The organism is Flavobacterium fluviale (assembly GCF_003312915.1).
GTDB classification, from domain to species: Bacteria; Bacteroidota; Bacteroidia; order Flavobacteriales; family Flavobacteriaceae; genus Flavobacterium; species Flavobacterium fluviale.
Genome location: NZ_CP030261.1, coordinates 4,627,166 through 4,652,716 on the forward strand (window position 1 = coordinate 4,627,166; position 25,551 = coordinate 4,652,716).

Annotated in this window: 22 protein-coding genes; 7 read left to right on the forward strand and 15 right to left on the reverse strand. The window is 34.3% G+C overall.

Annotated elements, in window-relative coordinates:
* Nucleotides 1–133 precede the first annotated feature (133 nt).
* From HYN86_RS19955 to HYN86_RS19975, 5 genes are all read right to left on the reverse strand, one after another.
* Nucleotides 134–1,585: a TolC family protein gene (locus tag HYN86_RS19955; protein ID WP_113679642.1), complete on the reverse strand. Its 1,452-nt coding sequence runs from the start codon at nt 1,583–1,585 to the stop codon at nt 134–136.
* The gene (locus tag HYN86_RS19960) at nt 1,578–4,745 is read right to left on the reverse strand and encodes an efflux RND transporter permease subunit (RefSeq protein ID WP_113679643.1); all 3,168 of its coding nucleotides are present in this window, start codon (nt 4,743–4,745) and stop codon (nt 1,578–1,580) included. Before HYN86_RS19960 ends, HYN86_RS19955 begins: the two co-directional genes overlap by 8 nt.
* A 116-nt stretch (nt 4,746–4,861) precedes the next feature.
* The gene (locus tag HYN86_RS19965; protein WP_113679644.1) at nt 4,862–5,944 is read right to left on the reverse strand and encodes an efflux RND transporter periplasmic adaptor subunit; all 1,083 of its coding nucleotides are present in this window, start codon (nt 5,942–5,944) and stop codon (nt 4,862–4,864) included.
* Between the two features lie 181 nt (nt 5,945–6,125).
* Nucleotides 6,126–6,506, reverse strand: coding sequence for a hypothetical protein (locus HYN86_RS19970; RefSeq protein WP_113680014.1), 381 nt, complete (start codon nt 6,504–6,506; stop codon nt 6,126–6,128).
* 154 nt (nt 6,507–6,660) lie between these two features.
* Nucleotides 6,661–7,065, reverse strand: a complete 405-nt coding sequence (locus HYN86_RS19975; protein WP_113679645.1) for a GNAT family N-acetyltransferase — start codon at nt 7,063–7,065, stop codon at nt 6,661–6,663.
* Nucleotides 7,066–7,240: 175 nt separating this feature from the next.
* Here HYN86_RS19975 and HYN86_RS19980 point away from each other — a divergent pair, with 175 nt between their 5' ends.
* On the forward strand, nt 7,241–7,804 hold the full coding sequence (locus tag HYN86_RS19980) for an outer membrane beta-barrel protein (protein WP_113679646.1): 564 nt from the start codon (nt 7,241–7,243) through the stop codon (nt 7,802–7,804).
* A 43-nt stretch (nt 7,805–7,847) separates the two neighbouring features.
* On the opposite strand, the gene HYN86_RS19985 is transcribed toward HYN86_RS19980, so the two are convergent.
* The 4 genes from HYN86_RS19985 to HYN86_RS20000 all read right to left on the reverse strand — a co-directional run bounded on the left by HYN86_RS19985 (nt 7,848) and on the right by HYN86_RS20000 (nt 12,776).
* Entirely contained in the window at nt 7,848–8,462 is a 615-nt protein-coding gene (locus HYN86_RS19985) for an outer membrane protein assembly factor BamD (protein ID WP_113679647.1), read from the reverse strand.
* A gap of 152 nt (nt 8,463–8,614) precedes the next feature.
* Nucleotides 8,615–10,492: a M1 family metallopeptidase gene (locus tag HYN86_RS19990; protein WP_113679648.1), complete on the reverse strand. Its 1,878-nt coding sequence runs from the start codon at nt 10,490–10,492 to the stop codon at nt 8,615–8,617.
* A 319-nt stretch (nt 10,493–10,811) separates the two neighbouring features.
* Nucleotides 10,812–12,392, reverse strand: a complete 1,581-nt coding sequence (locus tag HYN86_RS19995; protein ID WP_113679649.1) for an NADP-dependent glyceraldehyde-3-phosphate dehydrogenase — start codon at nt 12,390–12,392, stop codon at nt 10,812–10,814.
* Nucleotides 12,393–12,464: 72 nt separating this feature from the next.
* The gene (locus HYN86_RS20000) at nt 12,465–12,776 is read right to left on the reverse strand and encodes a rhodanese-like domain-containing protein (RefSeq protein WP_091491996.1); all 312 of its coding nucleotides are present in this window, start codon (nt 12,774–12,776) and stop codon (nt 12,465–12,467) included.
* 375 nt (nt 12,777–13,151) lie between these two features.
* On the opposite strand from HYN86_RS20000, the gene HYN86_RS20005 reads away from it, so the two are divergent.
* Entirely contained in the window at nt 13,152–13,793 is a 642-nt protein-coding gene (locus tag HYN86_RS20005; RefSeq protein ID WP_113679650.1) for a Crp/Fnr family transcriptional regulator, read from the forward strand.
* A gap of 295 nt (nt 13,794–14,088) precedes the next feature.
* Nucleotides 14,089–14,874 carry a sulfite exporter TauE/SafE family protein gene (locus tag HYN86_RS20010; protein ID WP_113679651.1) on the forward strand — a complete coding sequence of 262 codons (786 nt, stop codon included), beginning with the start codon at nt 14,089–14,091 and terminating at the stop codon, nt 14,872–14,874.
* A gap of 131 nt (nt 14,875–15,005) precedes the next feature.
* Here HYN86_RS20010 and HYN86_RS20015 read toward each other — a convergent pair whose 3' ends face one another.
* The 6 genes from HYN86_RS20015 to HYN86_RS20040 form a co-directional block, all read right to left on the reverse strand.
* Nucleotides 15,006–15,392: a helix-turn-helix transcriptional regulator gene (locus HYN86_RS20015; RefSeq protein ID WP_113680015.1), complete on the reverse strand. Its 387-nt coding sequence runs from the start codon at nt 15,390–15,392 to the stop codon at nt 15,006–15,008.
* Nucleotides 15,393–15,624: 232 nt separating this feature from the next.
* Complete coding sequence (locus tag HYN86_RS20020; protein ID WP_113679652.1) at nt 15,625–16,029, reverse strand: hypothetical protein; 405 nt, start codon at nt 16,027–16,029, stop codon at nt 15,625–15,627.
* 478 nt (nt 16,030–16,507) lie between these two features.
* The gene (locus tag HYN86_RS20025; protein ID WP_162789411.1) at nt 16,508–17,014 is read right to left on the reverse strand and encodes a hypothetical protein; all 507 of its coding nucleotides are present in this window, start codon (nt 17,012–17,014) and stop codon (nt 16,508–16,510) included.
* A gap of 23 nt (nt 17,015–17,037) precedes the next feature.
* Nucleotides 17,038–18,114: a cytochrome d ubiquinol oxidase subunit II gene (cydB, locus tag HYN86_RS20030; RefSeq protein WP_113679654.1), complete on the reverse strand. Its 1,077-nt coding sequence runs from the start codon at nt 18,112–18,114 to the stop codon at nt 17,038–17,040.
* A 2-nt stretch (nt 18,115–18,116) separates the two neighbouring features.
* A complete protein-coding gene (locus HYN86_RS20035) occupies nt 18,117–19,463 on the reverse strand; it encodes a cytochrome ubiquinol oxidase subunit I (protein ID WP_113679655.1) in 1,347 nt (448 codons plus the stop codon).
* A 319-nt stretch (nt 19,464–19,782) separates the two neighbouring features.
* Nucleotides 19,783–20,373: an HD domain-containing protein gene (locus HYN86_RS20040; protein ID WP_113680016.1), complete on the reverse strand. Its 591-nt coding sequence runs from the start codon at nt 20,371–20,373 to the stop codon at nt 19,783–19,785.
* 208 nt (nt 20,374–20,581) lie between these two features.
* Here HYN86_RS20040 and HYN86_RS20045 point away from each other — a divergent pair, with 208 nt between their 5' ends.
* The 4 genes from HYN86_RS20045 to HYN86_RS20065 all read left to right on the forward strand — a co-directional run bounded on the left by HYN86_RS20045 (nt 20,582) and on the right by HYN86_RS20065 (nt 25,524).
* Nucleotides 20,582–21,997, forward strand: coding sequence for an MBL fold metallo-hydrolase (locus HYN86_RS20045; RefSeq protein WP_113679656.1), 1,416 nt, complete (start codon nt 20,582–20,584; stop codon nt 21,995–21,997).
* 95 nt (nt 21,998–22,092) lie between these two features.
* Entirely contained in the window at nt 22,093–22,656 is a 564-nt protein-coding gene (locus HYN86_RS20050) for a YeeE/YedE family protein (protein ID WP_113679657.1), read from the forward strand.
* 10 nt (nt 22,657–22,666) lie between these two features.
* Complete coding sequence (locus HYN86_RS20055; protein ID WP_113679658.1) at nt 22,667–23,146, forward strand: DUF6691 family protein; 480 nt, start codon at nt 22,667–22,669, stop codon at nt 23,144–23,146.
* A 794-nt stretch (nt 23,147–23,940) separates the two neighbouring features.
* Nucleotides 23,941–25,524 carry a glycerol-3-phosphate dehydrogenase/oxidase gene (locus HYN86_RS20065; RefSeq protein ID WP_113679660.1) on the forward strand — a complete coding sequence of 528 codons (1,584 nt, stop codon included), beginning with the start codon at nt 23,941–23,943 and terminating at the stop codon, nt 25,522–25,524.
* Nucleotides 25,525–25,551: the final 27 nt, after the last annotated feature.

Here is a 25,551-nt window from a genome sequence, read left to right on the forward strand (position 1 = left end):
TCCCTACAGGACACAATGAAAAAAAATCCGTTTTTTTTACCGATCAAACATTCCTACGGAATGTTTTTTGAATAAAAAAGCCTTTCCAGATTTTACTCTCGAAAGGCTTTTTACTACAAATTAACAGGCAATATTATTTCCATCCGCCGCCTAAGTCTCTGTAAACATGGACTGCAGCGTTTAATTGTTCTTTTTTAGTGTCAACTAATTCTAATTTTGCTTCTAAAGCATCTCTCTGTGTCATTAAAACTTCGAAATAATCAACTCTCGCGGATTTAAATAAATCGTTAGAAACATCAATAGAAGTATTTAAGGCGTCTACTTGTTTCGATTTAAGATCATATCCTTTCTGAAGATTCTCAATCTTAGACAATTGATTTGAAACTTCTAAATAAGCATTTAAAACCGTACGATCGTAATTGTATAATGCTTGAAGTTGTTTTGAATTTGCACTCGCAAACTCAGCTTTAATTGCATTTCTATTAATCAATGGCGCAACAAGATCTCCAGCCAACGAATATAAAAGTGATTCTGGCATTGTAAATAAATAAGAAGGTTTAAAAGCCTGCACACCGATAGCCGTAGAAATATCCAAAGAAGGATAAAACTCTGCTCTAGCCACTTTTACGTCTAGTTTCGCTGCTGCTAACTCCAGCTCTGCCTGTTTCACATCTGGACGATTCGCTAATAATTGGGACGGAATTCCAGAACTTACTACAGCTGGCAGCAAGCTTAAGAAATTATTGTTGTTTGTTCTTTTAATTTCCTGCGGATATCTTCCCAATAAAAAGTTGATTTTGTTTTCTGTTTCTTTTATTTGCTGCAAAATGTCAAACTCCATGCTTTGTGAAGTTAAAACTTCTGCTTCAAACTTCTTAACTCCCAATTCTGTCGCTCTTGCAGCCTGTTTTTGAACTTTTACAATTTCTAATGCGTTAGTCTGCAGTTTGATTGTTTGTTTAACAATATCCAGCTGATTGTCTAAAGCTATTAATTCATAATATGAATCAGCAACTTCGGCAATAAGGTTCGTAATCACAAAGTTTTTACCTTCAACAGAAGCTAAATATCTGTTTAAAGCTGCTTTTTTAGAATTACGCAGTTTTTTCCAGATATCTACTTCCCAATTCGCATAAGCCGAAATGGTAAAATCACCAAGAGGATCAGGAGTTTCTACACCTGGTTTAATCTCGGTTGTAGCATCACCCGCACCTTGACTGGTATATCTACCCACTTTTTCTACTCCTGCTCCCGCACGAATACCAGCTGTTGGCAGTAAAAGCCCTTTTCTAACACGAATGTCATTCTTTGCGATTTCAATTTCTTGCAAAGTGATATTAAGTTCTTGATTGTTTTTCAGCGCTGTGTCAATTAAATCTATAAGATTTTGATCTTTAAAGTAATCTTTCCAGTTTAACGATGCTGTATTATTGTCTGCATCCTGAGCTTGGGCAGTTGTACCAAAAGACTCAGGAACTGGTGTGCTTGTGGTTATTGCTGCCTCAGGTGCAGGGGTTTTACACCCTGCAGCAATAAGACAAATAGCTAAAGCAATACCATATTGGTAGGTTTTGAATTTATACATGATTGTTATCAATTTCTTCTGTTAATGGATTTTCTTCTTCATGTTTTACTAGTTTGTATTTTTCGGCAACTTTAGCGAATATGAAATACAAGCCCGGAATTACAAACACACCGCAGATAGTTCCGATAAGCATACCTCCTGCCGCTGCTGTACCAATAGTTCTATTACCAATTTTACCTGGTCCAGTTGCAAAAGCAAGCGGTAATAAACCTGCAATAAATGCAAACGAAGTCATCAGAATTGGACGGAACCTTGCTTTTGCTCCTTCCATGGCAGATTGTAAAACAGATAATCCTGCAGCATGTCGCTGAATAGCAAACTCAACAATTAATACGGCGTTTTTACCTAGTAATCCAATAAGCATTACCATTGCCACCTGAGCGTAAATATTGTTTTCTAATCCCGTTAATTTTAATAAAAGGAAAGCTCCAAAAATACCCGCTGGCAAAGAAAAAATTACTGATAATGGCAGAATAAAACTTTCGTACTGGGCAGCCAATACTAAGTAAACAAATCCTAAACAGATTAAGAACACCCAGATTGCCTGATTACCCTGTGCTACCTCATCGGCAGAAATACCCGCCCAGTCAATATCATATCCTCTTGGTAATTTTTCAGCCGCAACCCTCTGAATAACTTTAATCGCAGTACCAGAACTGTAACCCGCAGCCGGTGAACCGCTGATTTGTGTTGAGGTATACATATTATGTCGCGTAATTTCCGAAAGTCCGTATACTTTTTCTAATTTCATAAAGGCAGAAAAAGGCACCATTTCATCACGATCGTTTTTTACATACAATTTTAAGATATCATCTGGCTGCGCACGATATTCTGGCGAAGCCTGAACGATTACTTTATAGTTAATACCAAATTTAATAAAACTGATTTCGTAGTTACTTCCCACAAGAGTTGACAAAGTATTCATGGCATTTTCAATAGAAACACCTTTTTGCTGTGCCAAGTCATTATCGACTTTCATCATATATTGAGGGAAACTAGAACTATAGAAACTAAATACGTTTGATAATTCCGGCTGTTTATTCAATTCAGCAACAAAGTCGTTATTTACCTGTTCCATTCTCTTATAATCAACAGAACCCGTTTTATCTAACAAACGAAGCTCAAATCCTCCTGCCGCTCCATAACCAGGTACAGCAGGCGGTTGGAAAAATTCGATATTCGCTCCTGTAATATCTTTACATTTTTCCTCCATTTCATGCATAATCTCCACAACAGATTCTTTTCTGTCACTCCAGTCTTTCAGGTTCACCAAACAAGTTCCTGAGTTGGCTCCTGTACCTTCAGACAGAATCTCATAACCAGCTAATGACGAAACCGATTTTACTCCATCAATATCTTCAGCAATTTTTTGAACTTTTTCTGCAATATTGTTCGTTCTTTCTAAAGATGAACCTGGAGGCGTCTGAATTACGGCGTAAAACATTCCCTGATCCTCATTCGGAATAAATCCTGAAGGAACAGAACTGCTTATTAACCATGTTCCAGCACAGAAACCTAAAAGTGCCACAATTGTCACAACTCTTCTGTCAACAATTTTAGCCAACAGATTTTGATATTTACCTTGTGCTAAATTGAATTTTTCGTTGAAAGCATCAATAAATCTATTTGCAGGTGTTTTCTTTTTAGGCTGGCCATGATTATTTTTTAACATCATTGCACAAAGTGCTGGTGTCAATGTCAAAGCCACGATACCAGAAAGAATAATCGCAGTGGCCATCGTTACAGAGAATTGTCTGTAAAATACCCCAACAGGACCAGACATAAATGCAACGGGAATAAATACAGCTGCCATTAAGAATGTAATCGCAATAATTGCCCCTGCAATCTCATGCATTGCTTTTTTGGTTGCTTTAAATGGCGAGAGATGTTCCTCTTCCATCTTGGCGTGGACAGCCTCGATAACCACAATCGCATCATCGACGACGACCCCGATTGCCAATACTAAAGCAAATAATGTAATTAAGTTTAATGAAATATCGAAGAATGTCATGAACACAAAAGTTCCTACCAACGATACTGGTACCGCAATTGCAGGAATAACGGTGGAACGCCAGTCTCCTAAGAAAAGAAATACTACCAGCCCCACCAAGATAAACGCTTCAACCAAAGTGTGAATTACTTTTTCGATAGAAGCATCAAGAAATTTAGAAACGTCATACGAAATTTCGTAATCCATTCCTTTTGGAAATCTCTGTTTGATTTTTTCCAATTTAGTTTTAACTTCCTCAATAACCTGATTCGCGTTACTTCCAAAAGATTGTTTCAACACAATAGCGGCAGATGGCCTTCCATTCAAATTAGAATAGATATCGTACATCGAACTTCCAAATTCAACTTTTGCAACATCTTTTAATCTCAAAAGCTCTCCGTCTGGACTTGCTTTTACTACAATGTTTTCATATTGCTCTTTTGTTGTAAAACGCCCAGAATATTTCAATACATATTCGAATGCCTGAGAACGTTTACCAGAACTTTCTCCTGTTTTACCCGGAGAAGCCTCCAAACTTTGACTAGATAATGCTTCCATTATCTCATCAGCAGAAATTTTATAGGCTAACATACGATCCGGTTTTAACCAAATACGCATAGCATATTCACGTGTTCCTAAGATATCTCCAGAGCCAATACCATTTACCCTTTTCAATTCAGAAAGAACGTTGATATCGGCATAGTTGTACAAGAACTTCATGTCGGTATTTTTATCTGTACTGTAAAGATTCACGTACATCAACATACTCGGTACTTCTCGGGTAATTTTGATCCCCTCTCTAATTACCAGTGGAGGTAACTTATTGGTAACCGAAGCCACACGGTTTTGCACATTAATAGCCGCTTGGTTTGGATCTGTGCCTAAGTTAAACACTACTTTAATCGTAGCTTCACCATCATTTCCGGCGTCAGAAGCCATGTATTTCATTCCTGGAACTCCGTTTAAGGCTCTTTCTAAAGGAATAACCACCGCTTTAACCATCAATTCACCGTTAGATCCTGGGTAATCTGCGGTAACATTCACCATTGGAGGTGAAATGGTAGGGAATTGTGTAATTGGTAAATTCAATACAGACAAAACCCCTAAAAAGACAATTATCAGCGATATCACTATCGACAATACTGGTCTTTGAATAAATTTATTAAACATTTTTATATTTTTTAATGATTAAACTTATTTGAAGTTTAAAAGTGTTTCAGGTTTCAAGTTTCAGGTTTGCAGTACTAAACTTCAAACCTGAAACCTGAAACTATCAAAACAAAGACCTATTCCGCTTTTAAACGAAGGTTATTAATTACCTTTTTAGGAGATTCAAACTCGTATTTAATTTTGTCGTTTTCTTTTACTTTCTGAACGCCTTCAAGTAAGATTTTGTCATTTTCATTAAGGCCGCTTTTAATCACATATAAATCCGGAATTTCTCCTGTAATTGTGATTTCTCTTGAGCTTACTTTGTCATTTTTATCTACAACAAAAACATATTTTTTATCCTGAATTTCGTAAGTAGCTTTTTGTGGAATTACGATAGCATTTTTTAACGGAACATTCATTTGAACTTGTCCTGTTTCACCATTTCTAAGTAGTTTACCTGAATTTGGGAATCTTGCTCTAAAAGCGATATTTCCAGTTTCACTGTTAAATTCACTTTCTATAACTTCAACATTTCCTTTATCTTTGAAGATTTCTCCATTTGCTAAAACCAGATTCACTTTATTATCAGCACGATCTTTAATATTTGTTTCATAGCTGATATATTCTGGCTCCGAAACATTGAAATAGGCAAACATCTGACTGTTGTCTGAAAGACTTGTCAGTAATTCTCCTTCATCAATTAAACTTCCTAATTTTAACGGAATTCTGTCGATTGTTCCATCAAAAGGAGCTCTGATTTCTGTAAATGATAAATGTAATTTTGCTAATGCAACTTCAGCTTTTGCAGATTGTAATTTTGCCTGAGCTACAGTTAGTTCGTTTTTAGAAACGATATTTTTATCCGCCAATAATTTTGAATTTTGTAATTCAATTTCTACTGACTTTTGTTCTGCCTGCGCTTTAAGCAATTCAGACTGATACATGTTTGGCATAATTTTAAACAACAGCTGTCCTTTTTTTACAAACTGCCCTTCATCAACATAAATGTTTTGCAAAAAACCTTTTTCCTGGGCACGGATTTCGATGTTTCGGACAGATTTAATCTGCGAAACGTATTCCTTCGTAAACGAAGTGTCAATTTTTACGGGATTAGTCACAGTGAACTTTTCCGCTTCTTCTTTTTCTTCTTTTTTTTGTGTACAACTGGTTAAGCACACCAAGGCCATAAAGCCTGTGAACAAGATGATTCTTTTCATGATTTTTAAATGGAAATTAAGCGATTGAATGCTTGGAATACAGAGATTCCTTAAAGATGGATAAAAACATCAGTAAGCCGTGGTCTGACCTTAATTGTCATATAAGCGGAAGTAAGAAAAAAAATATACAGCAGCAAGATATGCAGGATCGCAACTTAGGCAACCGATGTATATTTTAAAATCAAATTCTTAATACTCTCTGAGTAATATAGATAGGATTTGAATGCCCAAATAAAGACGTAGAAATTTTTAAACGATTGGAATCATTTGCAGCTGATTGATCTGATAAAGACAGATATAAGTCGTCTACAAGGCTGTAAGACGCTGCAAAAATTTTATTCGTAAGTCCATCAACATCATCATTTCCTAGAAAATCTTCTTCAACATCAATATCGGCATCTTCAATTATTGAAGATCCTCTGTCTTGACTGGTAAATTTAACTCGATGTTTCTTTTCAAGATTGTGGTGCTGAGGTAAGCCGTAAGTATTAGCATTAAGATATTGGCCTCCGCCGAACAGAAGCATATTCATGAATACTAAAAATACTATTAACTTTCTCATTTGGGTGCGAAAGTAATAAAAGATTGGAATAAAAAAAATAAAATAAGAAAGTCTTAACATGTAATTTTAAACGAAAACGTTTTCACTTTAAAATAAATTTAAGAGTATCATATTTTCAGAATAAAAGCAATGCAAATTACTACAAACCAACAACTTAAAACACCAATTGCATAATTATAAATTCCTGTCCTGCCTTGGTAAAAGCATCGCCAATAACCACCATTCCGAACTTTTCGTAGAATTTCTTTTTTTCGGCTCTGGCATTGCACCAAACTCTTTTGAGTTTTTTTTCTCTGGCAATATTAAAAATATAATTCAGCAATGACGAAGCAATTCCGCTGCCTTGATAGTCAGGTAAAGTTGCTAACTTTCTAAACTGCATCTCGTCGTCGTTTATAAAACAAGAAACAATAGATACTAATTTGTCGTTTTCAAAAACTCCATAATGAAATCCCAAATTGTCTTCTTCAAGCTGAACAAATTCAAAAGGCTGATCCGGCCACATCACCTCATGCCTGATCTGCCATGTATCGGATGCATTGATTGGTTTAATTTCCATTTTTAAATATTAGAAGTTATCCAAAAGTAATGCATTTTACGATGAACTTATAAAATCCAAAAGAACAAAACTATTAATGGTGATTCAAAAATTAGCGTAAAATAAATCAGACAAATCGTTCAATTTAAATCAATTATCATTATTTTTATAGTACCAAAATCAAATTTATTCTGTTATGAAAAATTTCTTTTTAGCATCATTTTTATGTATTTGTGTAAATGGTTTTGCACAATTGATACAAATTGGACCTCAAATTTCGACTAATATAACTTCTGTAAATGCCAAAAATTTTAGTTCGGATCATACTAATACAGGAATTGGTTTTGCTGCATTTGCCAGAGTAAATCTTTTACTTTTTTATGGTCAAGGCGAATTTGGATATTCAAAATCTAATTTCAGCGTTTATCAAAATGGTGTCGGAGAAACAGAGTTTAAATTGGGAGGAACAGATGCGTCATTAATTGCTGGATACAAACTTATTCCGCTGGGAAAAGCCGGAAATATAAGATTGTTTGTGGGTTACAACTGGAAAAATTATTCGGACATTAGTAAAAGTAACAATCTTAATTCTATCGCATTAGAAAAAAATAATCACAGCATTCTTGGAGGAGTTGGCGCTGATATCTGGAGACTTACTTTTGATGTAAGATATCTGGCAGGATTAACCGATATTGATTCTTCAAACGGAGAAATTAAAACTGGAATTACCAATTTTTCGCTAGGATTTAAATTCTTATAAAATATAATTCATAAAAAAAGGGAATCAAACGATTCCCTTTCTATTATATCTTAGTGTAATAACTTTCTAAGTTATCATTGTCTATTTTTTCGATGCCCTCCTCTGTTTCTACAGCTACATTGATAACATGTAAAACATTTGATTTTTCGTTAATACTGCAATTCCAAATAGTTCCATCTGAAAGTACAATTTCAGAAAATAAGGAAACTGCACTTTTTTTGTCATTGTAAACTAAATTCTCTGTTTTAAGAACTTTCTTTTCTTTAGTTTTTCGATCAACTTCATAAAACAAGATTTCATTTTCACTTATTTCAACAAATTCATCTGAAGAAGATTGATCATCTTTCTTTGTCGCGGTTGTTGCCCAAACAGGCTGATTTCCTGCTTTTTTCCAAGTTCCTTTTGCTTGATTTAAAATTTCTTTTCGTAAAACTTCTTTTAAAGTATCTACTTTTTTAGATGCTTCCTGAGCGACTTCGCTATCAGGTTTAATTTTCGCTGCTAAAGAAAATAATTCAATAGCCTTAACGAAATCGGCTTTTTTATAGTACGAAACAGCCAATTCGTATTTATTCTTCTGGAATGCAGTTTTTTGATCATTCTGTCCGAAAAACTGAAGAGTAATCAAAAAAACAATTAGGGGTAATGTTTTTTTCATCAAATTAGTAGGTTTTTTGTTTTTGCAAACGTAATTTATTTTGACGAAAGTTTCTTACTTTTTTTTAAAATCATGAATTATTTTTAATCATTCAAAATAAAAAAACGCCTTCTTTCAAAGAAAAAAGACGTTTAGAAATTTAAAAAACTTTATTATTTCACACGCAAAATATTATTTTCCGGCGTTGCATCCATAAAAATACCGCCGTCCAATTCTATCTGCTCAATTTTTTTAGTGCTTTTTAGAGCAACTTTTGCTGTTTTTTGATTTTTCTCCCAAACAGCTGGTGTTTGATGCAATGTAATTTTCGTTTTATCAGCGTAAGTAATAATAACATCAAAAGGAATAGCAAAACCTCCAATATTTTCTACAGTGACAACTTTCTTGTCTGCAGAAACATTTTTAACTGCAAGGTCCAAGTAATTATTGGTAAAAAACCAATTGTTAAAAAACCAGTTTAGATTTTTTCCTGTTGAGGTATTAAATGAATTAAAATAATCCCACGGAATTGGGTGTTTTCCGTTCCAAGTATCCATATAATCGTGAAGCGCTTTTTTAAACAAATCATCTCCAAGCATATCTTTTAATGCCAAGTAAGACAAAGAAGCTTTTCCGTATGAATTGTTACCATAACCTGCTCCAGAAACTTGAGTAGACATTGAAATTATCGGCTGATCTTCCTCAGCAGAACGATCGTTGATATATCCTTTTACTCTAAAATTTTTATAAAATCTATCCGCAGATTCTTTACCATGCTCTGCAATTCCAATTAAATACTCAAAAGTTGTTGCCCAGCCTTCATCCATAAATGCATAACGTGTCTCATTTATTCCCATATAAAAAGGGAAATAAGTATGTGCAACTTCATGATCCTGTACCAATTGTGCAAAAACAGGATCTCCCATTTGTGAATCGTTACACATCATTGGATACTCCATATCTGCAAAACCTTGGAAAGCCGTCATTTTAGAAAACGGATAAGGAACTCCAGGCCAGTTATTTGAAAACCAATCTAAAGCATATTGGTTGTTTTTTACTGAATTTACAAAATCTGTTCCTGTAACATTATATGCTGCCTGAACGCTAGCACGGCGATTTGTCTTTTTATCTACTACAACACTGCTTGCATCCCATAAATAATGATCGCTTAAACCGAAAGTTACATCTGAAATATTTTTAGCTTCAAACTTCCAAACATTCCAATCGTACTGTTTGGTAACAATGCCGCTTTTCATTTCTTGTTCATTTGCAATATGCAGAATTTCATCTGTTGTATAAGACTTTTTCAATCTTGCTGCAAATTCTGGTTGTAAAACCTCATCTGGATTTAGTAAATCTCCAGTAGCATACACCACATAATTTTTTGGAGCTTTTACAGAAAAAACATAATCATTAAAATCATTATAAAATTCCTGACGATCAGTATGTGGTAATCTATCCCATCCGTTGTAATCATCAAAAACTGAAACACGCGGATAGCTGTAGGCAACAAAAAATGTAGTTTCATCTATTTGTCCTTCTCTGCCGCTTTCTTTAGATAAAGGATAATTCCATTGGATATTTAAGACAGCTTTAGAATGCGGCAAAATTGGCTTTTTTAATTTTACATTTCCAACAGTTCCCCAGTTTTTGGCATCTTCTTTATAGACTTCATTTTCAATTTTTAAAGAAGTAATCGTCAAACCTTCACTTAAAAAATCATCGCTTACACTGCCGCCTCTAGGAGATGATGGTTTATGCAGATTATTTACAAAACGAATTACCAAGTTCCGTAAAGTATCTTTACTATTATTCTCGTAAACAATTGTTTCTGTTCCGCTTACCAATTTAGTTTTCGGATCAACAGCAATCTCCATGTTGTATTTTCCGTGATTCTGCCAATAGTTTTTTCCTGGTTTTCCGTCTTTAGAACGTGTTCCTTCTGCGTACGCTTTTTTTATATTTCTTGGCATATAAAGTTCTTGCGCAAAGTTGCTTTGGGCAAAAAAGACAAATGCTATTACTGCAAATTGCAATATATTCTTTTCCATAAGTTATTCTTAGGTCTTTAAAATTAGTTTTTGATAAGAGATTAGTGTGCTTTTTTATGCTAATGTTACAAAATTAATTATTAATTGTGAATTGTGAATGGTTAATTAGTTAGTAGTTTATAGTTAATGGTTGATGGTTGATGGTTGGTGGTTGATGGTTGGTGGTTGATGGTTGGTGGTTGATTCTTCGTTGCTAGTGGATAACTCATAATTCATTACTCATAACTCTAAAAAACTTAGAGCCTCAGCATCTCAGAAAAAAAACCGCCTGCTCCAAGAGAAACAGACGGTATCTACAATTAATATATAACCTTGATTACTACAAAATATAGTCGGTATTAATGAAGTTCGATTCTTTGCTATTTAGCAATTCCTGCAGAATTTCATTATTATAATCGATATCTTTTGAAGCTACAAACGTACGGATTGAGAAAGAACGCAAAGCATCTGGAATACTCAAAGTTCCTACGGCCGAATCTTTACGACCTGTAAACGGAAATGCATCTGGTCCTCTTTGACAAGAACTGTTAAGGTTTACTCTGCAAACTAAATTTACCAAGGAATCAATAAGCGGTGCAAGTGTTTTTATGTCTTTACCAAACAAACTCACCTGCTGTCCGTAGTTAGATTCGGCCATATCAATTAAAGGCTCTTTAATATCTTTAAATGAAAGAACCGGCACAACTGGTCCAAATTGCTCTTCATGATACACGCGCATTTCCTTGTTCACTGGAAATAAAACTGCTGGAAAAATATAATTATCAGTATGTTTTCCTCCTTTTTCATTAATGATTTTCGCTCCTTTGCTTGTTGCGTCATCGATTAATCCCTGAATGTAGCTTGGTTTTTCGGTTTCTGGAAGCGGTGTTAAGGAAACTCCTTTTTCCCATGGATTTCCGAAAATTAAACTATCTACTTTTTCAGAAAAGCGTTTATTGAATTCTTCTCTAACAGATTCATGAACATATAATACTTTTAAAGCCGTGCAGCGCTGTCCGTTAAAAGACAAACTTCCTGTAATACATTCCTGAATAGCCAAATCTAAGTCGGCATCTGGTAAAATGATTGCTGGATTTTTAGCCTCCAAACCTAAAATCAAACGTAATCTATTTTTGTTTGGATGCTGATCTTGTAAAGCAATAGCCGATTTACTATTTCCGATTAATGCCAAAACATCAATTTTTCCAGATTTCATAATTGGAGAAGCCACTTCACGTCCTCTGCCGTAAACGATATTGATCACACCTTTTGGAAAACTGCTTCTAAACGCTTCTAATAATGGTGTAATACATAAAACGCCATGTTTAGCAGGTTTAAAAATCACTGTATTCCCCATAATTAAAGCTGGGATTAACAATGAAAAAGTTTCATTCAACGGATAATTGTAAGGTCCAAGACACAATACAACCCCAAGAGGTCCGCGGCGAATCATTGCGTTTACACCCTGCACCTTTTCAAAATGCGAACTGCGTCCGTTTAATTCCTTATAACTGTCAATAGTATCGTGAATATATTCTACTGTTCTGTCGAATTCTTTTTGCGAATCGCCAAGATTTTTTCCAATTTCCCACATCAGAAGTTTAACCACTTCTTCGCGGGTTTCTTTCATCTTTTTCACAAAATTTTCCATGCATTTAATACGATCTGCTACTTTCATAGTCGGCCATAAACCTTGTCCCATATCGTATGCATTGGTTGCAGCTTCGACAACTTCTGCTGCTTCTTTTTCTCCCATAAAAGGAATAGATCCTAATAAAGTCGGCGAATATTTTTCTGTTGAAGAAATAGTAGAAAACACAGGTGTGGTTTGCCCTGTCCATTGTTTCAATTCTCCGTTTACAAGATAAGAATCTTGATTTATCAGCGTATTAATCTGATATTCTTCTGGTATAAAACTCATAATTTGGTTATTTAATAGTCTGGTAATTCTATCTCAAAAGAAAAAAGAGGCTTTTAGCTGCCTCTTCTTCTTTTACGGTTGTACTGTTTCGCCTTCCCAATCCAGGATGCCGCCAAGCAGATTGTAGGCATTTTGAATACCCAGTTCGTTCATGATCTGACATGCTTTTGCACTTCTAGCTCCAGAACGGCAGTATACATAGTAATTTTTATTTTTGTCTAATTCTTCGATTTCGTAAATAAACCCCTGCCCTTTATTGATATCAATGTTTAAAGCATTTTCAATATAGCCGTCATTAAATTCGTCTTCAGTTCTTACGTCAAGTATAACTGCATTTTCGTCAGCTTCTAACTGTGCAACCCAATCTTCTTGTGATAAATTCATAATAAAATGTCTTTTTGTAAAATTACGACGTTTCTTTCTATAAAAAACGTACCAAATGCGATTTCGATTATTATTCTCAGAAAACGTTTTAGAGAAAGTATTATAATCAGTGTTTTACAAATTTACTTACTATTTTTAAAAATTCAGTCTACAAAATCGGTAGAAAATAGGATTTTTTCATTTACACAAATTACATCTTAAATCTAGTTTTATGACAATGAATACCAAATCAAACTATTATCTTTGCAAACAATTACAATTTTTAATCTCTTTTTGATAAAAATTTAAAAACCAAAAGTACCATCTGCCAGTTTGAGCAGACTCGAGAACCGTAAACATCTCGACTCCGATCGATGCGGCAAAATTATTATAGCAATGCAAAATTCCTTAAAAACCATCTTTCCAAATTTCTCCAACGAACTTATTGCCACTATAGAAGAAAACGGAAGCCTGCAGGATTTTGAAGCTGGAACAATATTAATGCGAATGGGTCAGTACATTAAAAATACCGCATTAATAACCAAAGGCAAAATCAAGATTTATCGTCAGGGCGAAGATGGCGGCGAGTTCTTAATGTACTACTTACAGCCGGGCCAAGCCTGCGCCATTTCTATGATCTGCACTGCAAAAAGTGAGAAAAGCCAGATTATGGCAAAAGTGGTAGAAGATGTTTCTGTTATGATGATTCCGCTGCAATTAATGGACAAATGGATGATGGAACACAGAAGCTGGTACGAATTTGTTATCGAAACTTATAGAAGCCGTTTTGAAGAAGTGCTGGAAGTAGTCGATAATATTGCTTTCCGCTCTATGGATGAACGTTTGGAATTTTACCTAAAAAGACATTCTGATGCCTGCGGCTGTTCTGAAGTTAATCTTTCACACCAAGAAATCGCAACCGAATTAAATACTTCACGCGAAGTGATTTCGCGATTATTAAAAAAAATGGAACAACGCGGTCTGGTGAAACTAAACCGAAACCAGATTGAGTTATTAAACACGAATTTCACGAATTAACACTAATTCCAATAATCTATTTCTGAAAATGATTTTCTGTTCGAACGTCCCGAGGCTTCAGGAGAGAACCCACATAGCATTTCGACTTCGCTCAATTTGACAAACTTTATATTTATTATTAAACACATAGAAACATAGCTTTAGTACTAATAAAGCAATGTTTCTATGGTTTTAAAATTTATGCAGACAGCATAATTCGTGAAAATTTGTGAAATTCGTGTTTAAAATTCCTTCTGTGATAAATGTTACTGTGGAATTCTAATTTCCGAAGCAACTTTGCATCAAAAGAAATGCAATGGAATATTTAGGCTTTTTTGCTTCAATCATAATCGGAATTTCGCTTGGTTTAATTGGCGGCGGCGGTTCTATTTTGACTATTCCTATTCTAGTTTATTTATTTAAAGTAAATCCAGATCAGGCAACTTCTTATTCCCTGTTTATTGTTGGATTAACAGCTTTATCAGGAAGTTACAGCCATTATAAAATGGGAAATCTGAAATTGAAATCGGCCTTATATTTTGCAGTTCCGTCAGTTATTTCAATTTTAATAATTCGCGAAGTCATATTTCCTCAAATTGCTGCAACTTTATTCTGTGTGGCTTCTTATACCGTTTCCAAAGATTTTCTAATCATGATTATCTTTTCGATATTGATGATTACGGCAGCAATTTCGATGATCAAAAAAAATCAGCCTGAAATAAAAACAACAGAAACCAATTATCTGCAGCTGAGTTTAATTGGATTTTTAGTGGGAATCGTTACGGGATTTCTTGGCGCCGGCGGCGGATTTTTAATTATTCCTGCTCTTCTTTTCTTTGCCAATTTACCTATGAAACAGGCAGTCGGCACTTCACTATTAATTATAACAATTAATTCCTCAATAGGTTTTGCAGGCGATTTATATATTGGAACACCAATCAATTATACTTTTTTATTAAGCGTTTCTGCAATGGCTTTAATCGGAATGGTTATTGGAAGCCAGCTTTCTAAAAAAATCGACGGTGCAAAACTCAAACCTCTCTTTGGATGGTTTGTGCTTGTAATGGGAATTTACATTATTGCAAAAGAAGTTTTGTTTTAACTTTTAAAATTGACACAGATTGCCAATCTGTCTAGATTTTTATTTAAATATTTTGAATTTAGTTTTACTTGTAGAGTAATCTTTGTCAAAGTTTTTACACTTTGACAAAGATGAAACTAAAAAGTATTTATTTAAATCTCTCCAAACCTGTCTTTATAGCGTTCAAGCTCATTTTCGGTTCTATTGAGAAGTTTTTCCAGCAGTTGAATTTTGTCTTCGTAAAGCTCTTTTAAAATGGCAGTGTTATCAGTATTAATTAAAATACTTCCGTTATTGTTACCAGTAATTTTATTATAATTATTGAAATATTTATCGTAGTCAAAGCTTATAATATCTTCAACCCTAACATCCAAAATTCTTCCTATTTCAACCAATTTTTCGTAACTCAAAGAAGTTTTTCCTTTTTCAATTTTACTGTAACCTGCCTGCGTTACACCTAATCTTTCTGCCATGTATTCTTGAGTATAATTTTTTAACTCTCTAATATTTTTAATCTTGTTTTTAATCGTTGCGGCCATAATTTTTTCTGATTTGGAGGTCATGTATAGTTAAAACAGCCAGCTGTTAAACTCTTTAACAGCATACCTATACTTATTTTTGGGTATTCTAAAGCTACTCTATAATTGGGAATTTATAAAGGAGCAGTTCGTTAATTTTTTTTTAGTACTGAAATAACCATACATCAAAGCTGCCATTATGAAAACTATATCATAAGGGGAAATAGTATGTACAAATATTTCTCAACTTTATTTAAGCAGTTCTTTTTATACTTCTTTCAAACTGAAGTTCTAAGTAATAATCTATCTGTTTACCAATCAAAGTACGGTCTTTTGATTCTATTTTGGTTCTTATTTGATTTTTATAAATGTCTTTTACAAAAACAAAATATATAGATTCTGTTTTATCATTAAACATGGCAGCTACAATAAGACTGTAGCATAAAATTGCAGGAATAATATAATAGAGATTCTCTAGATCAAAGAAAATCATGCAGTAATAAGCTGCTGCGGTTACGGCAATAAAAGCGCCATTTTCCAAAAAGTATTTTTTCTTTTTTTTAAGCAGTCCAATCTCTTTTATTTCATCAAAATTGTACTGCCAACTTTCAGATTTGTAGTGAAATCTGATCTTGTCGGGAAGAATTGTTAAAGGCATAATGATTTGTAGGTAAAAATAAATTTAAATGTTTTTTGTATAAATTATTTTTTAAGAATCTTTGGGGGGAAATTCTTAGCTACGCAATATTAAGCATTAACTTCTTGTTTTTCTTACAACTCAAATTATAGAATATAACTGTTAGTTGTAATTAAATCTTTATTGATCGTTTATTTAAATTATTAGTAATAAAATGTCCTGATTCAGGAGATTTTTAATATGGGCGTTTCCTTCGGCCGGGCTATCCACTTGTATCTTTTCCTTGTTAAAGAAACAAGAAAAAGGATACCGCTCCTATCCCTAACGCACACTCAGGTAAAATGACGTTTTTGGTTTAAAATTTTCAATGAATTGCCTCCAGCTTTAGCTGGGATAAACAAATTTATACAAATAAAAGGCTTTAGCCAAAGCCTTATGATCCATCTAAACAAAAACCTCTAGTTAAAAACTGGAGGCAATAATATGTTTTTTAAAACGATTAAACCTCCGCAATAATTGTATTTGTTGATTTAAAGTAATCTTTAATTTCTTTTAAGTTATCTTCTTTTTCCTGATGAACATCTTCAATTTGTCCGGGATAAAAATCAATCCATCTATTAAAATTCTGGTACATTTTCTGTCCTTCAGTCAAATCAGCATTTCTTCTTTCTTCCGATCGAATAAAAATGGTGTGAATATGCAAATTTTCTTTAGCAAGTAAAGAATTAATTATCTTAAAATCACTAACATTGTAACCAGCATTTGCAACTAAAATATGGTTTTCTGAAGCTTTAATTTCTTTTATTAGATATTCAAACTTACTTATTAGCTCATCTGTAAAAACATCAAATTGATATTTTTTGGCAATATCATGAATACTAGTTTTATAAAAATCTTCCAAAACATCAAATGCATATTCATTTAAGGACAAGTCAATTGTAAAACAAATGTTCTTCTTGTTATCAAATTGATTTCGACTATGTTTTATAAAATCGAATATATTCATTTAAAAAAATATTAAAAATAAAATCAATGTTCCCCATACCCAATATCATCCATTTTTCCGCTGAAAACACGATATTGAATAATAAAATAAACAATCACCAAAAACAAAGCGACAAAAAACCAGCTCAAACCTGCGTTTAATCCGTATTCGTGTGCTGCGGTGTTGTAAATTGTTAAGGACGGATTTACTTTATTGGTTGAAGGCAGTACATTTGGGAAAATAGAAACCGCTGTCGAAGCGAATCCGCCGAGTAAAAACAGCGTCGAAAAAATAAATCCGTGACCGTCTTTTTTAAACGAACGAACTTTGAATAATCCTAAAATTCCAACAAAAGTTAGTAAAGGGAAAAACCATAAAATCGGATTTTCGACAAAATTATGAAATGGCTTTGGCTCGATAAAATGCCAAATCTGCAATGAAATACAAACTAAAACCAGCAAAACAATATTCAAGGCAAAAACTACTTTTTTCAATTTCGGATTTAGTGTTGAATTGGTTTTATAAATAATCCAGTTTGCTCCATGAATAGTTAAAGCGACAGTACTTACAATTCCTAGGAAAAGCGTAAACCAATCGATAATTCCCAACTCATTGGCCTGCGGACTAAAAGTTGGATTCCACAAAGGCAGAAAGAAGTAATGTGCTTCCTGTGTAGAAACACCATTCTGCACCATTCCGAGATTGACGCCGCGAACAATATTTCCTAATGCGATTCCAAAAAACAAAGCCAAAAGCAAACTGGCAATTCCGAACGCTTTATCCCAAATACTTTCCCACATAGGATGATGCACTTGTCCGCGCATTTCTAACCCAATTGCACGAAAAATCAAAAGCCATAAAATCATAATCAAAGGCAGATAAAATCCGCTGAAAGATGATGCATAAAGTGTTGGAAATGCAAAAAACAAAACACCTCCAGCAGCAATCAGCCAGACTTCATTAGCATCCCAAAACGGTCCAATTGAGTTTGTAATTACTTTTTTATCTCGCTCTGTATCTGCAAAAAATAAATGAATAATTCCTGCACCAAAATCGTAACCGTCTAAAACCAGATAAACAGCCAGAATTCCCATTAAAACTACGTACCAAAAAAATTCCATACTTATATTTTTTCTGTTGAAAGTTCCACATGATGCGGTCCTTTATTGATAATTTTTCCAATTAAAAGTAAAAACAGCATTCCAAGCAAAAGATACAACCCTATGAATCCAAGCAATGTGAACAAAGTATTTCCAGAAGAAACCGTTGGCGAAGCTCCTGCAGATGTTCTCAGTAAATTATAAACCAACCAAGGCTGTCTTCCTAATTCGGCCGTGTACCAGCCTGTTGTATTTGCGATGTAGGGAAATGGCATCATGAACATTAGTGACCATAAAATCCATTTGGTTTGAAACAATTTGCCTCTAACCAATTGAAAAAGGGAAATTACCATTAAACCGATAAAAACTGTTCCAAGTCCAACCATAATATGATATGCATAATACAATCCTGAAATATTTGTTGGATGGAGATCTTCTTCAAACTGATCTAAACCTTTTATTTCCTGATCCCAATTTCCATAAGTCAGGAAACTCAAAATATTAGGAACCGCAATTTTGTTATCCAGTTTTTTGTCTTTTACATCGGGCTGACCAATTAAAACAATTTCAGAACCTCTTTTCTCGGTATGAAAAATCCCTTCCATTCCTGCAAAAGTTACCGGCTGGTATTTTACCACATTTTTTGCCAGTAAATCTCCGGTCGGTACTGCCACAATTATGCTCGAAATCAATCCGAAGATTACACCTGTTTTCAAGAACAATTTCCCAAAAGAAACATTCTTCTGACTCAAAATATAAAAAGCCCCAATTCCAGCCACAACAAAAGAGCTTGTAACCAAAGAAGCGGCTTGATTATGCAGATAAGAAGGCCAAAGCCAAGGATTTAAAAATAAAGCTTTAAAATTGGTTAGTACAAATTTTCCGTTTTCCAGAATTTCATATCCAACAGGATTCTGCATCCAGGAATGTGTTGCGATAATAAGATAACCACTTGCCCAAGAACCAATCATGATTAATACTCCAGTTACAAAATGCCATTTATGTCCGAGGAGTTTTTCTCCAAATAAAAATATTCCGAGAAATGAAGATTCGAGAAAGAAAGAAAACATTCCTTCCATCGCGAGCGTCTGACCAATAATTCCGCCTGTTAATTCAGAGAATTTTGCCCAGTTGGTTCCAAATTGAAACTCCATCGGAATTCCCGTGACAACGCCCATTGCAAAATTCAGGGCGAAGATTTTCATCCAGAAATGGGTGGCGTGATTGTATTGTTCGTTATTGGTTTTTAAGTATTTCCATTTGAAGTAAACAATGATGAGCGAAAGACCCATTGTAAGCTGTGGAAAAAGATAATGAAAAGTAATGGTGAAGGCAAATTGCATTCGATCATAAAAGAGCATTTCTTCCATAATAGGTAATTTGTTTATGAAGTTCCACAAATTTACCCATTAAAACCCGAATTAACGCGCTTTAAAAAAAGTTTATCGCCCGATATTTGTTAAACTTTTCAACAATCTAAAGGGTAGAAATGACACTTGTTCTTTTTTAGAAGTACATACAGTTTGTCATTTCGATCCCGAGGCTTCGGGATCGAAATAACAAGATTAGATTTACGTGATAAAACATAACCCGCGGTTTCAACCGCGGGAAACGTATCGTGATTATGCATGAGTTCCTGCGGTTGAAACCGCAGGCTATTTTTGATTTTGATTGCGTGATTATTATTGATTATTTTTTCAAAATCCCTTTTTCTACACTATCATTAATCAAACCTTCGGCATAATTCCACAATGATTTCGAACCATTTTTAATTACGCTCTTTTTCTCATAAACCTTGTCATACTTCACATCAAATTCTCTCCAAGTTCCGCCATTGTTAGAAGTATTTTGTAATAAAGGCTCTAGCCTGTCCATAGATTTTGCAAATTTGGCTTCGTTGGTTTCGCCAGCTTCAAATTCTTCCCAAATACTAATAAATTCTTCAGCTTGTTTTTTAGGCAGTAAACCAAAGATTCTAGCAGCAGCTAATCGCTCTTCATCTGTATTTAAATGATTTTTTAACGTATCGTACATGAAAACGTCACCAGCATCAATTTCGACAATGTCATGAATGAGAACCATTTTAACGACTTTCAAAACATCAATCGGCTCATCTGAATGTTCTGCTAAAACAATTGCCATTAATGCCAAATGCCAGCTGTGTTCAGCGTCATTTTCGCATCGGTCGCTGTTAAATAACTTTGTTTTACGCTGAATGTATTTTACTTTATCAATTTCTTTTATAAAAGCAATTTGATCTAATAAGTCTTTTGTGTTCATATAAATGATTTTTTTTCTTAAAATGACATTCGTCATATGCAAAATTAGAAGTAAAAGCTTAATTGCTCAACTTTAAATCACTTTATATAACCTGTATGATAAAATCAATGTTATTTTTTAACAGAAATCAAATTTCTGTAACATTAGTCACCTATTTTCTGAGAAAACAGCATTACATTTGTATCCCACATATTTTAGATTTCATATCATGAAAATAGAACAAATTTACACCGGATGTCTAGCACAAGGTGCTTATTATATTACTTCAGATGGCGAAGCGGCCATAATTGATCCGCTTAGAGAAATACAGCCTTATTTAGATCGCTTAGAACGCGATGCAGTAAAATTGAAATACATTTTTGAAACACATTTTCACGCCGATTTCGTTTCGGGCCACGTTGATTTAAGCAAAGAAACCGGAGCTCCAATCGTTTACGGACCAAACGCAGCCTGCGAATTTGACTGCATTTCTGCAAAAGACGGACAAGAATTTAAAATCGGAAAAGTGACTATTAAAGTATTGCACACACCTGGGCATACTATGGAAAGCACCACTTTTTTATTGATTGATGAAAACGGAAAAGATCATGCAATTTTCTCTGGAGATACTTTATTCATTGGAGATGTCGGCCGTCCAGATTTAGCACAAAAAGCTGCGGGAATGACACAAGATCAATTGGCTGGAATTTTATTTCATTCTTTAAGAGATAAAATTATGACTCTAGCTGATGATGTAATTGTTTATCCTGCGCATGGTGCCGGCAGTGCCTGCGGAAAAAACATGAGTAAAGAAACTGTTTCGACAATCGGGAACCAAAAAGCAACAAATTATGCTTTGCGCGCCAATATGACCGAAGCTGAATTTATTGAAGAAGTAACGGATGGATTATTGCCTCCTCCTGCTTATTTCAGCATGAACGTTGCTATGAATAAACAAGGTTACGAAAGTTTTGAATCTGTTTTAAACAACGGAATGAAAGCTATAAATGTAAAAGAATTTGAAGCTGTTGCAGAAGAAACGGGCGCTTTAATTTTGGATACCAGAAGTGCTGCCGATTTTAGCAAAGGATTTATACCTCAGTCTATTAATATTGGAATCAACGGTGATTTTGCTCCGTGGGTTGGAACTTTAATTGCTAATGTAAAGCAGCCAATCGTATTAGTTACAGCTAATGGAATGGAAGAAGAAACCGTAACACGTTTAAGCCGTGTAGGTTTTGATACTATTATCGGGCATTTAGAAGGCGGATTTGAAGCTTGGCAAAATGCAGGTTTTGAAACAGATACCGTAAACCGAATTACAGCCGAACAATTTGCAAACGAAGTAAATATCGAGACAGATAAAATTATCGATATTCGTAAAGAAACCGAATACGCAGCCGAACATATTGATGATGCTTACAGCAAACCTTTGGCTTATATTAATGACTGGGTGAAAGATATTAATCCGAATGAGCATTTTTATCTGCATTGTGCAGGCGGTTACCGCAGTATGATTGCCGCTTCTATTTTACAGGCACGCGGATTTAGAAATTTTTCTGAAGTTGATGGCGGTTTTGGAGCCATTTCAAAAACGAATCTTCCAAAATCAGATTTTGTTTGTCAGAGTAAAGTATTGAAATAAATAAAGATGCTAAGCTACTAAGATTCTAAGGTTCTAAGATTTTCAACCTTAAGCTTAGTACCTTAGAATCTTAGCAACTTAGAACCTAAAAAAATATGTTAGAAATCATCAAAGAACCATGGCCTTGGTATGTTGCAGGTCCGTTGATTGGATTGACTGTTCCAATTTTATTAATTATCGGAAATAAATCTTTCGGGATTAGTTCTTCTCTTCGTCATATTTGCGCGGCTTGTATTCCGTCAAATATTTCGTTTTTTAAGTATGATTGGAAAAAAGAAAGCTGGAATTTATTTTTTGTTTTCGGAATATTTCTTGGCGGCGTAATCGCAGCTTACTTTTTATCGAATCCGAATCCTGTGTCGATTACTCCAGAGCTTTCAGAACAATTGGCCGGTTACGGAATTACAGATCATACTGGTCTAGTTCCTTCGCAATTATTTTCTTGGGAAAGTTTATTAACGCTTCGCGGATTTATCATGATTGTCGTAGGTGGATTTTTAGTTGGTTTCGGAACTCGTTATGCGGGCGGATGTACGAGCGGACACGCAATTATGGGAATTTCAAATTTACAATGGCCTTCAGTTGTGGCTACAATTTGTTTTATGATTGGCGGTTTTGTAATGTCTCTTTTGATTTTACCTTATATTCTTTCACTTTAAAATTTCAAAAATGAATAATTTAGAAAATAAAAATATTGATACAGAAGGAATCAACGCAAGTCAGAAAAAAGAAACTGGATTTGCAAACCTTAAATATTTAATCGTCGGAATCTTTTTCGGGATTGTGTTTGTAAAAGCAGAGATTATCAGCTGGTTTCGTATTCAGGAAATGTTTCATCTGCAGTCTTTCTTTATGTATGGTGTAATTGGAAGCGCGGTGGCAGTCGGCGTTGTTTCTGTTTTCATCATTAAAAAATTCAATACCAAAACGCTTCAAGGCGAAAAAATCGAGATCCAGCCTAAAACTTTCAATAAAGGGCAAGTCTACGGCGGACTTATGTTCGGTTTTGGATGGGCGATTACTGGCGCTTGCCCAGGTCCGCTTTTCGCGCAAATTGGAACTGGAGCAACTGTAATTGTGGTTACTTTATTAAGTGCTATTGCTGGAACTTGGTTTTATGGTTTGATTAAAGATAAACTGCCTCATTAAAAATTTTTGTTTCAAGTTTCAAGTTTCAGGTTTCAGGTTTCAGGTTTCAGGTTTCAGATTTCAGATTTCAGATTAACTTAACATAACGTAAACCCGACAGGTTTTTTAAACCTGTCGGGTTTATTCTTTTAAAAAAGATTCATTCCGTAGGAATGTCTTGTCGGTAGAAAATTAGATGTGATTGCGATTATACGTTCCGTAGGAACGTTTGATACATTATTTCAAATGCATTATTTTCATAAATCAAGTGTCCCTACAGGACACAATGCAAAACAATATTATGATTTTTCTACCAACGAGATATTCCTACGGAATACAAAAGATTCGTTTCTTCATAGAACTCCCATTTAGTTATATCTTCCACTATCACTTCAAATCCGAAACCTGAAACTTGAAACCTGAAACAAATAAAAACCAAAAACTTTTCTTCATTACTTTTTAATTTCATTCCGTAGGAATGTCTCGTCGGTAGAATTTTAAAATTCATTACGATCATTATGTTCCATCGGAACATTTGATTAATAAACATATATATTCTAAAAATCAAGTGTCCCTACAGGACACAATGCAAAACAATACTATCATTTTTCTACCGACGAAATATTCCTACGGAATAAAAAAGATCGTTTCTTCATAGAACTTCCCATTTCGTTATAGCTTCCAAGTATCACTTAAAACCTGAAACTTGAAACCTCAAACCTGAAACAAATAAAACCAAAAATTTTTTCTTCATCACTTTTTAATTTCATTTCGTTAAGTTTGCTTTCGAACAACATTTCCTAGAAAATAAAAATATGATCCGTTCCGAACAGTTATCTCAATTACAAAATACACAAGAATGGGACGTAATTATAATTGGCGGCGGTGCCAGCGGTTTAGGAACTGCAATTGATGCTGCCAGCCGAGGTTATAAAACAATCTTATTAGAAGCTGTAGATTTTGCAAAAGGAACCTCAAGCAGAAGTACAAAACTGGTTCATGGCGGCGTGCGTTATTTGGAACAAGGAGATATTCATTTGGTAAGAGAAGCTTTAAAAGAAAGAGGTTTAATGATTCAAAATGCCAATCATTTAGTAAAAAATCAATCTTTTGTTATTCCAAATTACCATTGGTTTGGCGGTTATTTTTACACTTTCGGATTAAAAATTTACGATTTATTATCAGGACGTTTGAGTTTAGGAAGTTCTAAATATCTTTCGAAAAAGAAAACAATTGAACTGCTTCCTAACGTTGAGGAAAACGGATTGAAAAATGGTGTTATTTATCACGATGGACAATTTGATGATTCTCGTCTAGCAGTCAACATGGCTCAGACCGCTGCAGAAAATGGAGCCTGTATTTTAAATTATGTAAAAGTTGTCAATTTACTAAAAGACAATAGTAATCAAGTAATTGGTGTTCAAGCTCAAGATTTAGAAAGCGGTATTAAATATGAGCTACAAGGTTCTGCCATTATAAACGCAACTGGAGTTTTTACAAACGCTATCATGAAACTCAATGATAATATTTACAAAAAATATATTGTTCCAAGTCAGGGAATTCATTTAGTATTTGATAAATCTTTCTTACCCGGCGGAAATGCCTTAATGATTCCGAAAACAAAAGATGGAAGAGTTTTGTTTGCTGTTCCGTGGCACAATCATATTGTAGTGGGAACGACAGATACTTTAATTAAAAAACAAAGTTTAGAACCAATTGCATTAGAAAGTGAAATTGAATTTGTTCTGGATACAGCACAACGATTCTTAGCCAAAAAACCAACACGAGCCGATGTATTATCAGTTTTTGCAGGTTTACGCCCGTTAGCCGCTCCGAAAGAAGAAGGTAAAAGTACCAAAGAAGTTTCCAGAAGCCATAAAATAATTGTTTCAGAAACGGGACTAATTACTATTACTGGAGGAAAATGGACAACTTACAGAAAAATTGCCGAAGACCTAATAGACAAAGCTATTAAAACGGGAAAATTAACAAAAAAGGAATGCGTTACAGAACATCTTTCTATTCACGGAAATAAACCTACAACTTCTCTCGCTAGAGAAAATCACCTTTATATATATGGTTCTGATATTCCAAAAATACTCGAATTACAGCAAAGCAAACCTGAGTTAAAAGAAAAGCTGCATCCTGATTACGAATTTACAATGGCTGAAGTTGTTTGGGCGATTCGTTATGAAATGGCAAGAACTATTGATGATATATTGGCAAGACGAGTACGATTATTATTCTTAGATGCCAAAGCTGCAATTGAAGCTGCAGAAAAAACAGCAGAAACAATTGCCAAAGAACTTGGTCATGATGAAGCTTGGATTACGACAGAAATTGCTAATTTTAAACAAATTGCGAAAGGTTTTCTCCTTTCTGAATTCCAAAAAATTTAAATTATCTTGACTTTGAGGATTTTTTAG

Coding starts and splice junctions, on each gene's coding strand:
- HYN86_RS20065 (WP_113679660.1), top strand. CDS start 23,941: ATGATCCGTTCCGAACAGTTATCTCAATTACAAAATACACAAGAATGG.
- HYN86_RS20015 (WP_113680015.1), bottom strand. CDS start 15,392: ATGGCCGCAACGATTAAAAACAAGATTAAAAATATTAGAGAGTTAAAA.
- HYN86_RS19995 (WP_113679649.1), bottom strand. CDS start 12,392: ATGAGTTTTATACCAGAAGAATATCAGATTAATACGCTGATAAATCAA.
- HYN86_RS19960 (WP_113679643.1), bottom strand. CDS start 4,745: ATGTTTAATAAATTTATTCAAAGACCAGTATTGTCGATAGTGATATCG.
- HYN86_RS19990 (WP_113679648.1), bottom strand. CDS start 10,492: ATGGAAAAGAATATATTGCAATTTGCAGTAATAGCATTTGTCTTTTTT.
- HYN86_RS19955 (WP_113679642.1), bottom strand. CDS start 1,585: ATGTATAAATTCAAAACCTACCAATATGGTATTGCTTTAGCTATTTGT.
- HYN86_RS20055 (WP_113679658.1), top strand. CDS start 22,667: ATGAATAATTTAGAAAATAAAAATATTGATACAGAAGGAATCAACGCA.
- HYN86_RS20025 (WP_162789411.1), bottom strand. CDS start 17,014: ATGAATATATTCGATTTTATAAAACATAGTCGAAATCAATTTGATAAC.
- HYN86_RS20000 (WP_091491996.1), bottom strand. CDS start 12,776: ATGAATTTATCACAAGAAGATTGGGTTGCACAGTTAGAAGCTGACGAA.
- HYN86_RS20050 (WP_113679657.1), top strand. CDS start 22,093: ATGTTAGAAATCATCAAAGAACCATGGCCTTGGTATGTTGCAGGTCCG.
- HYN86_RS20045 (WP_113679656.1), top strand. CDS start 20,582: ATGAAAATAGAACAAATTTACACCGGATGTCTAGCACAAGGTGCTTAT.
- HYN86_RS19985 (WP_113679647.1), bottom strand. CDS start 8,462: ATGAAAAAAACATTACCCCTAATTGTTTTTTTGATTACTCTTCAGTTT.
- HYN86_RS19975 (WP_113679645.1), bottom strand. CDS start 7,065: ATGGAAATTAAACCAATCAATGCATCCGATACATGGCAGATCAGGCAT.
- HYN86_RS19970 (WP_113680014.1), bottom strand. CDS start 6,506: ATGAGAAAGTTAATAGTATTTTTAGTATTCATGAATATGCTTCTGTTC.
- HYN86_RS20010 (WP_113679651.1), top strand. CDS start 14,089: ATGGAATATTTAGGCTTTTTTGCTTCAATCATAATCGGAATTTCGCTT.
- cydB (WP_113679654.1), bottom strand. CDS start 18,114: ATGGAATTTTTTTGGTACGTAGTTTTAATGGGAATTCTGGCTGTTTAT.
- HYN86_RS20035 (WP_113679655.1), bottom strand. CDS start 19,463: ATGGAAGAAATGCTCTTTTATGATCGAATGCAATTTGCCTTCACCATT.
- HYN86_RS20005 (WP_113679650.1), top strand. CDS start 13,152: ATGCAAAATTCCTTAAAAACCATCTTTCCAAATTTCTCCAACGAACTT.
- HYN86_RS19980 (WP_113679646.1), top strand. CDS start 7,241: ATGAAAAATTTCTTTTTAGCATCATTTTTATGTATTTGTGTAAATGGT.
- HYN86_RS19965 (WP_113679644.1), bottom strand. CDS start 5,944: ATGAAAAGAATCATCTTGTTCACAGGCTTTATGGCCTTGGTGTGCTTA.
- HYN86_RS20040 (WP_113680016.1), bottom strand. CDS start 20,373: ATGAACACAAAAGACTTATTAGATCAAATTGCTTTTATAAAAGAAATT.
- HYN86_RS20020 (WP_113679652.1), bottom strand. CDS start 16,029: ATGCCTTTAACAATTCTTCCCGACAAGATCAGATTTCACTACAAATCT.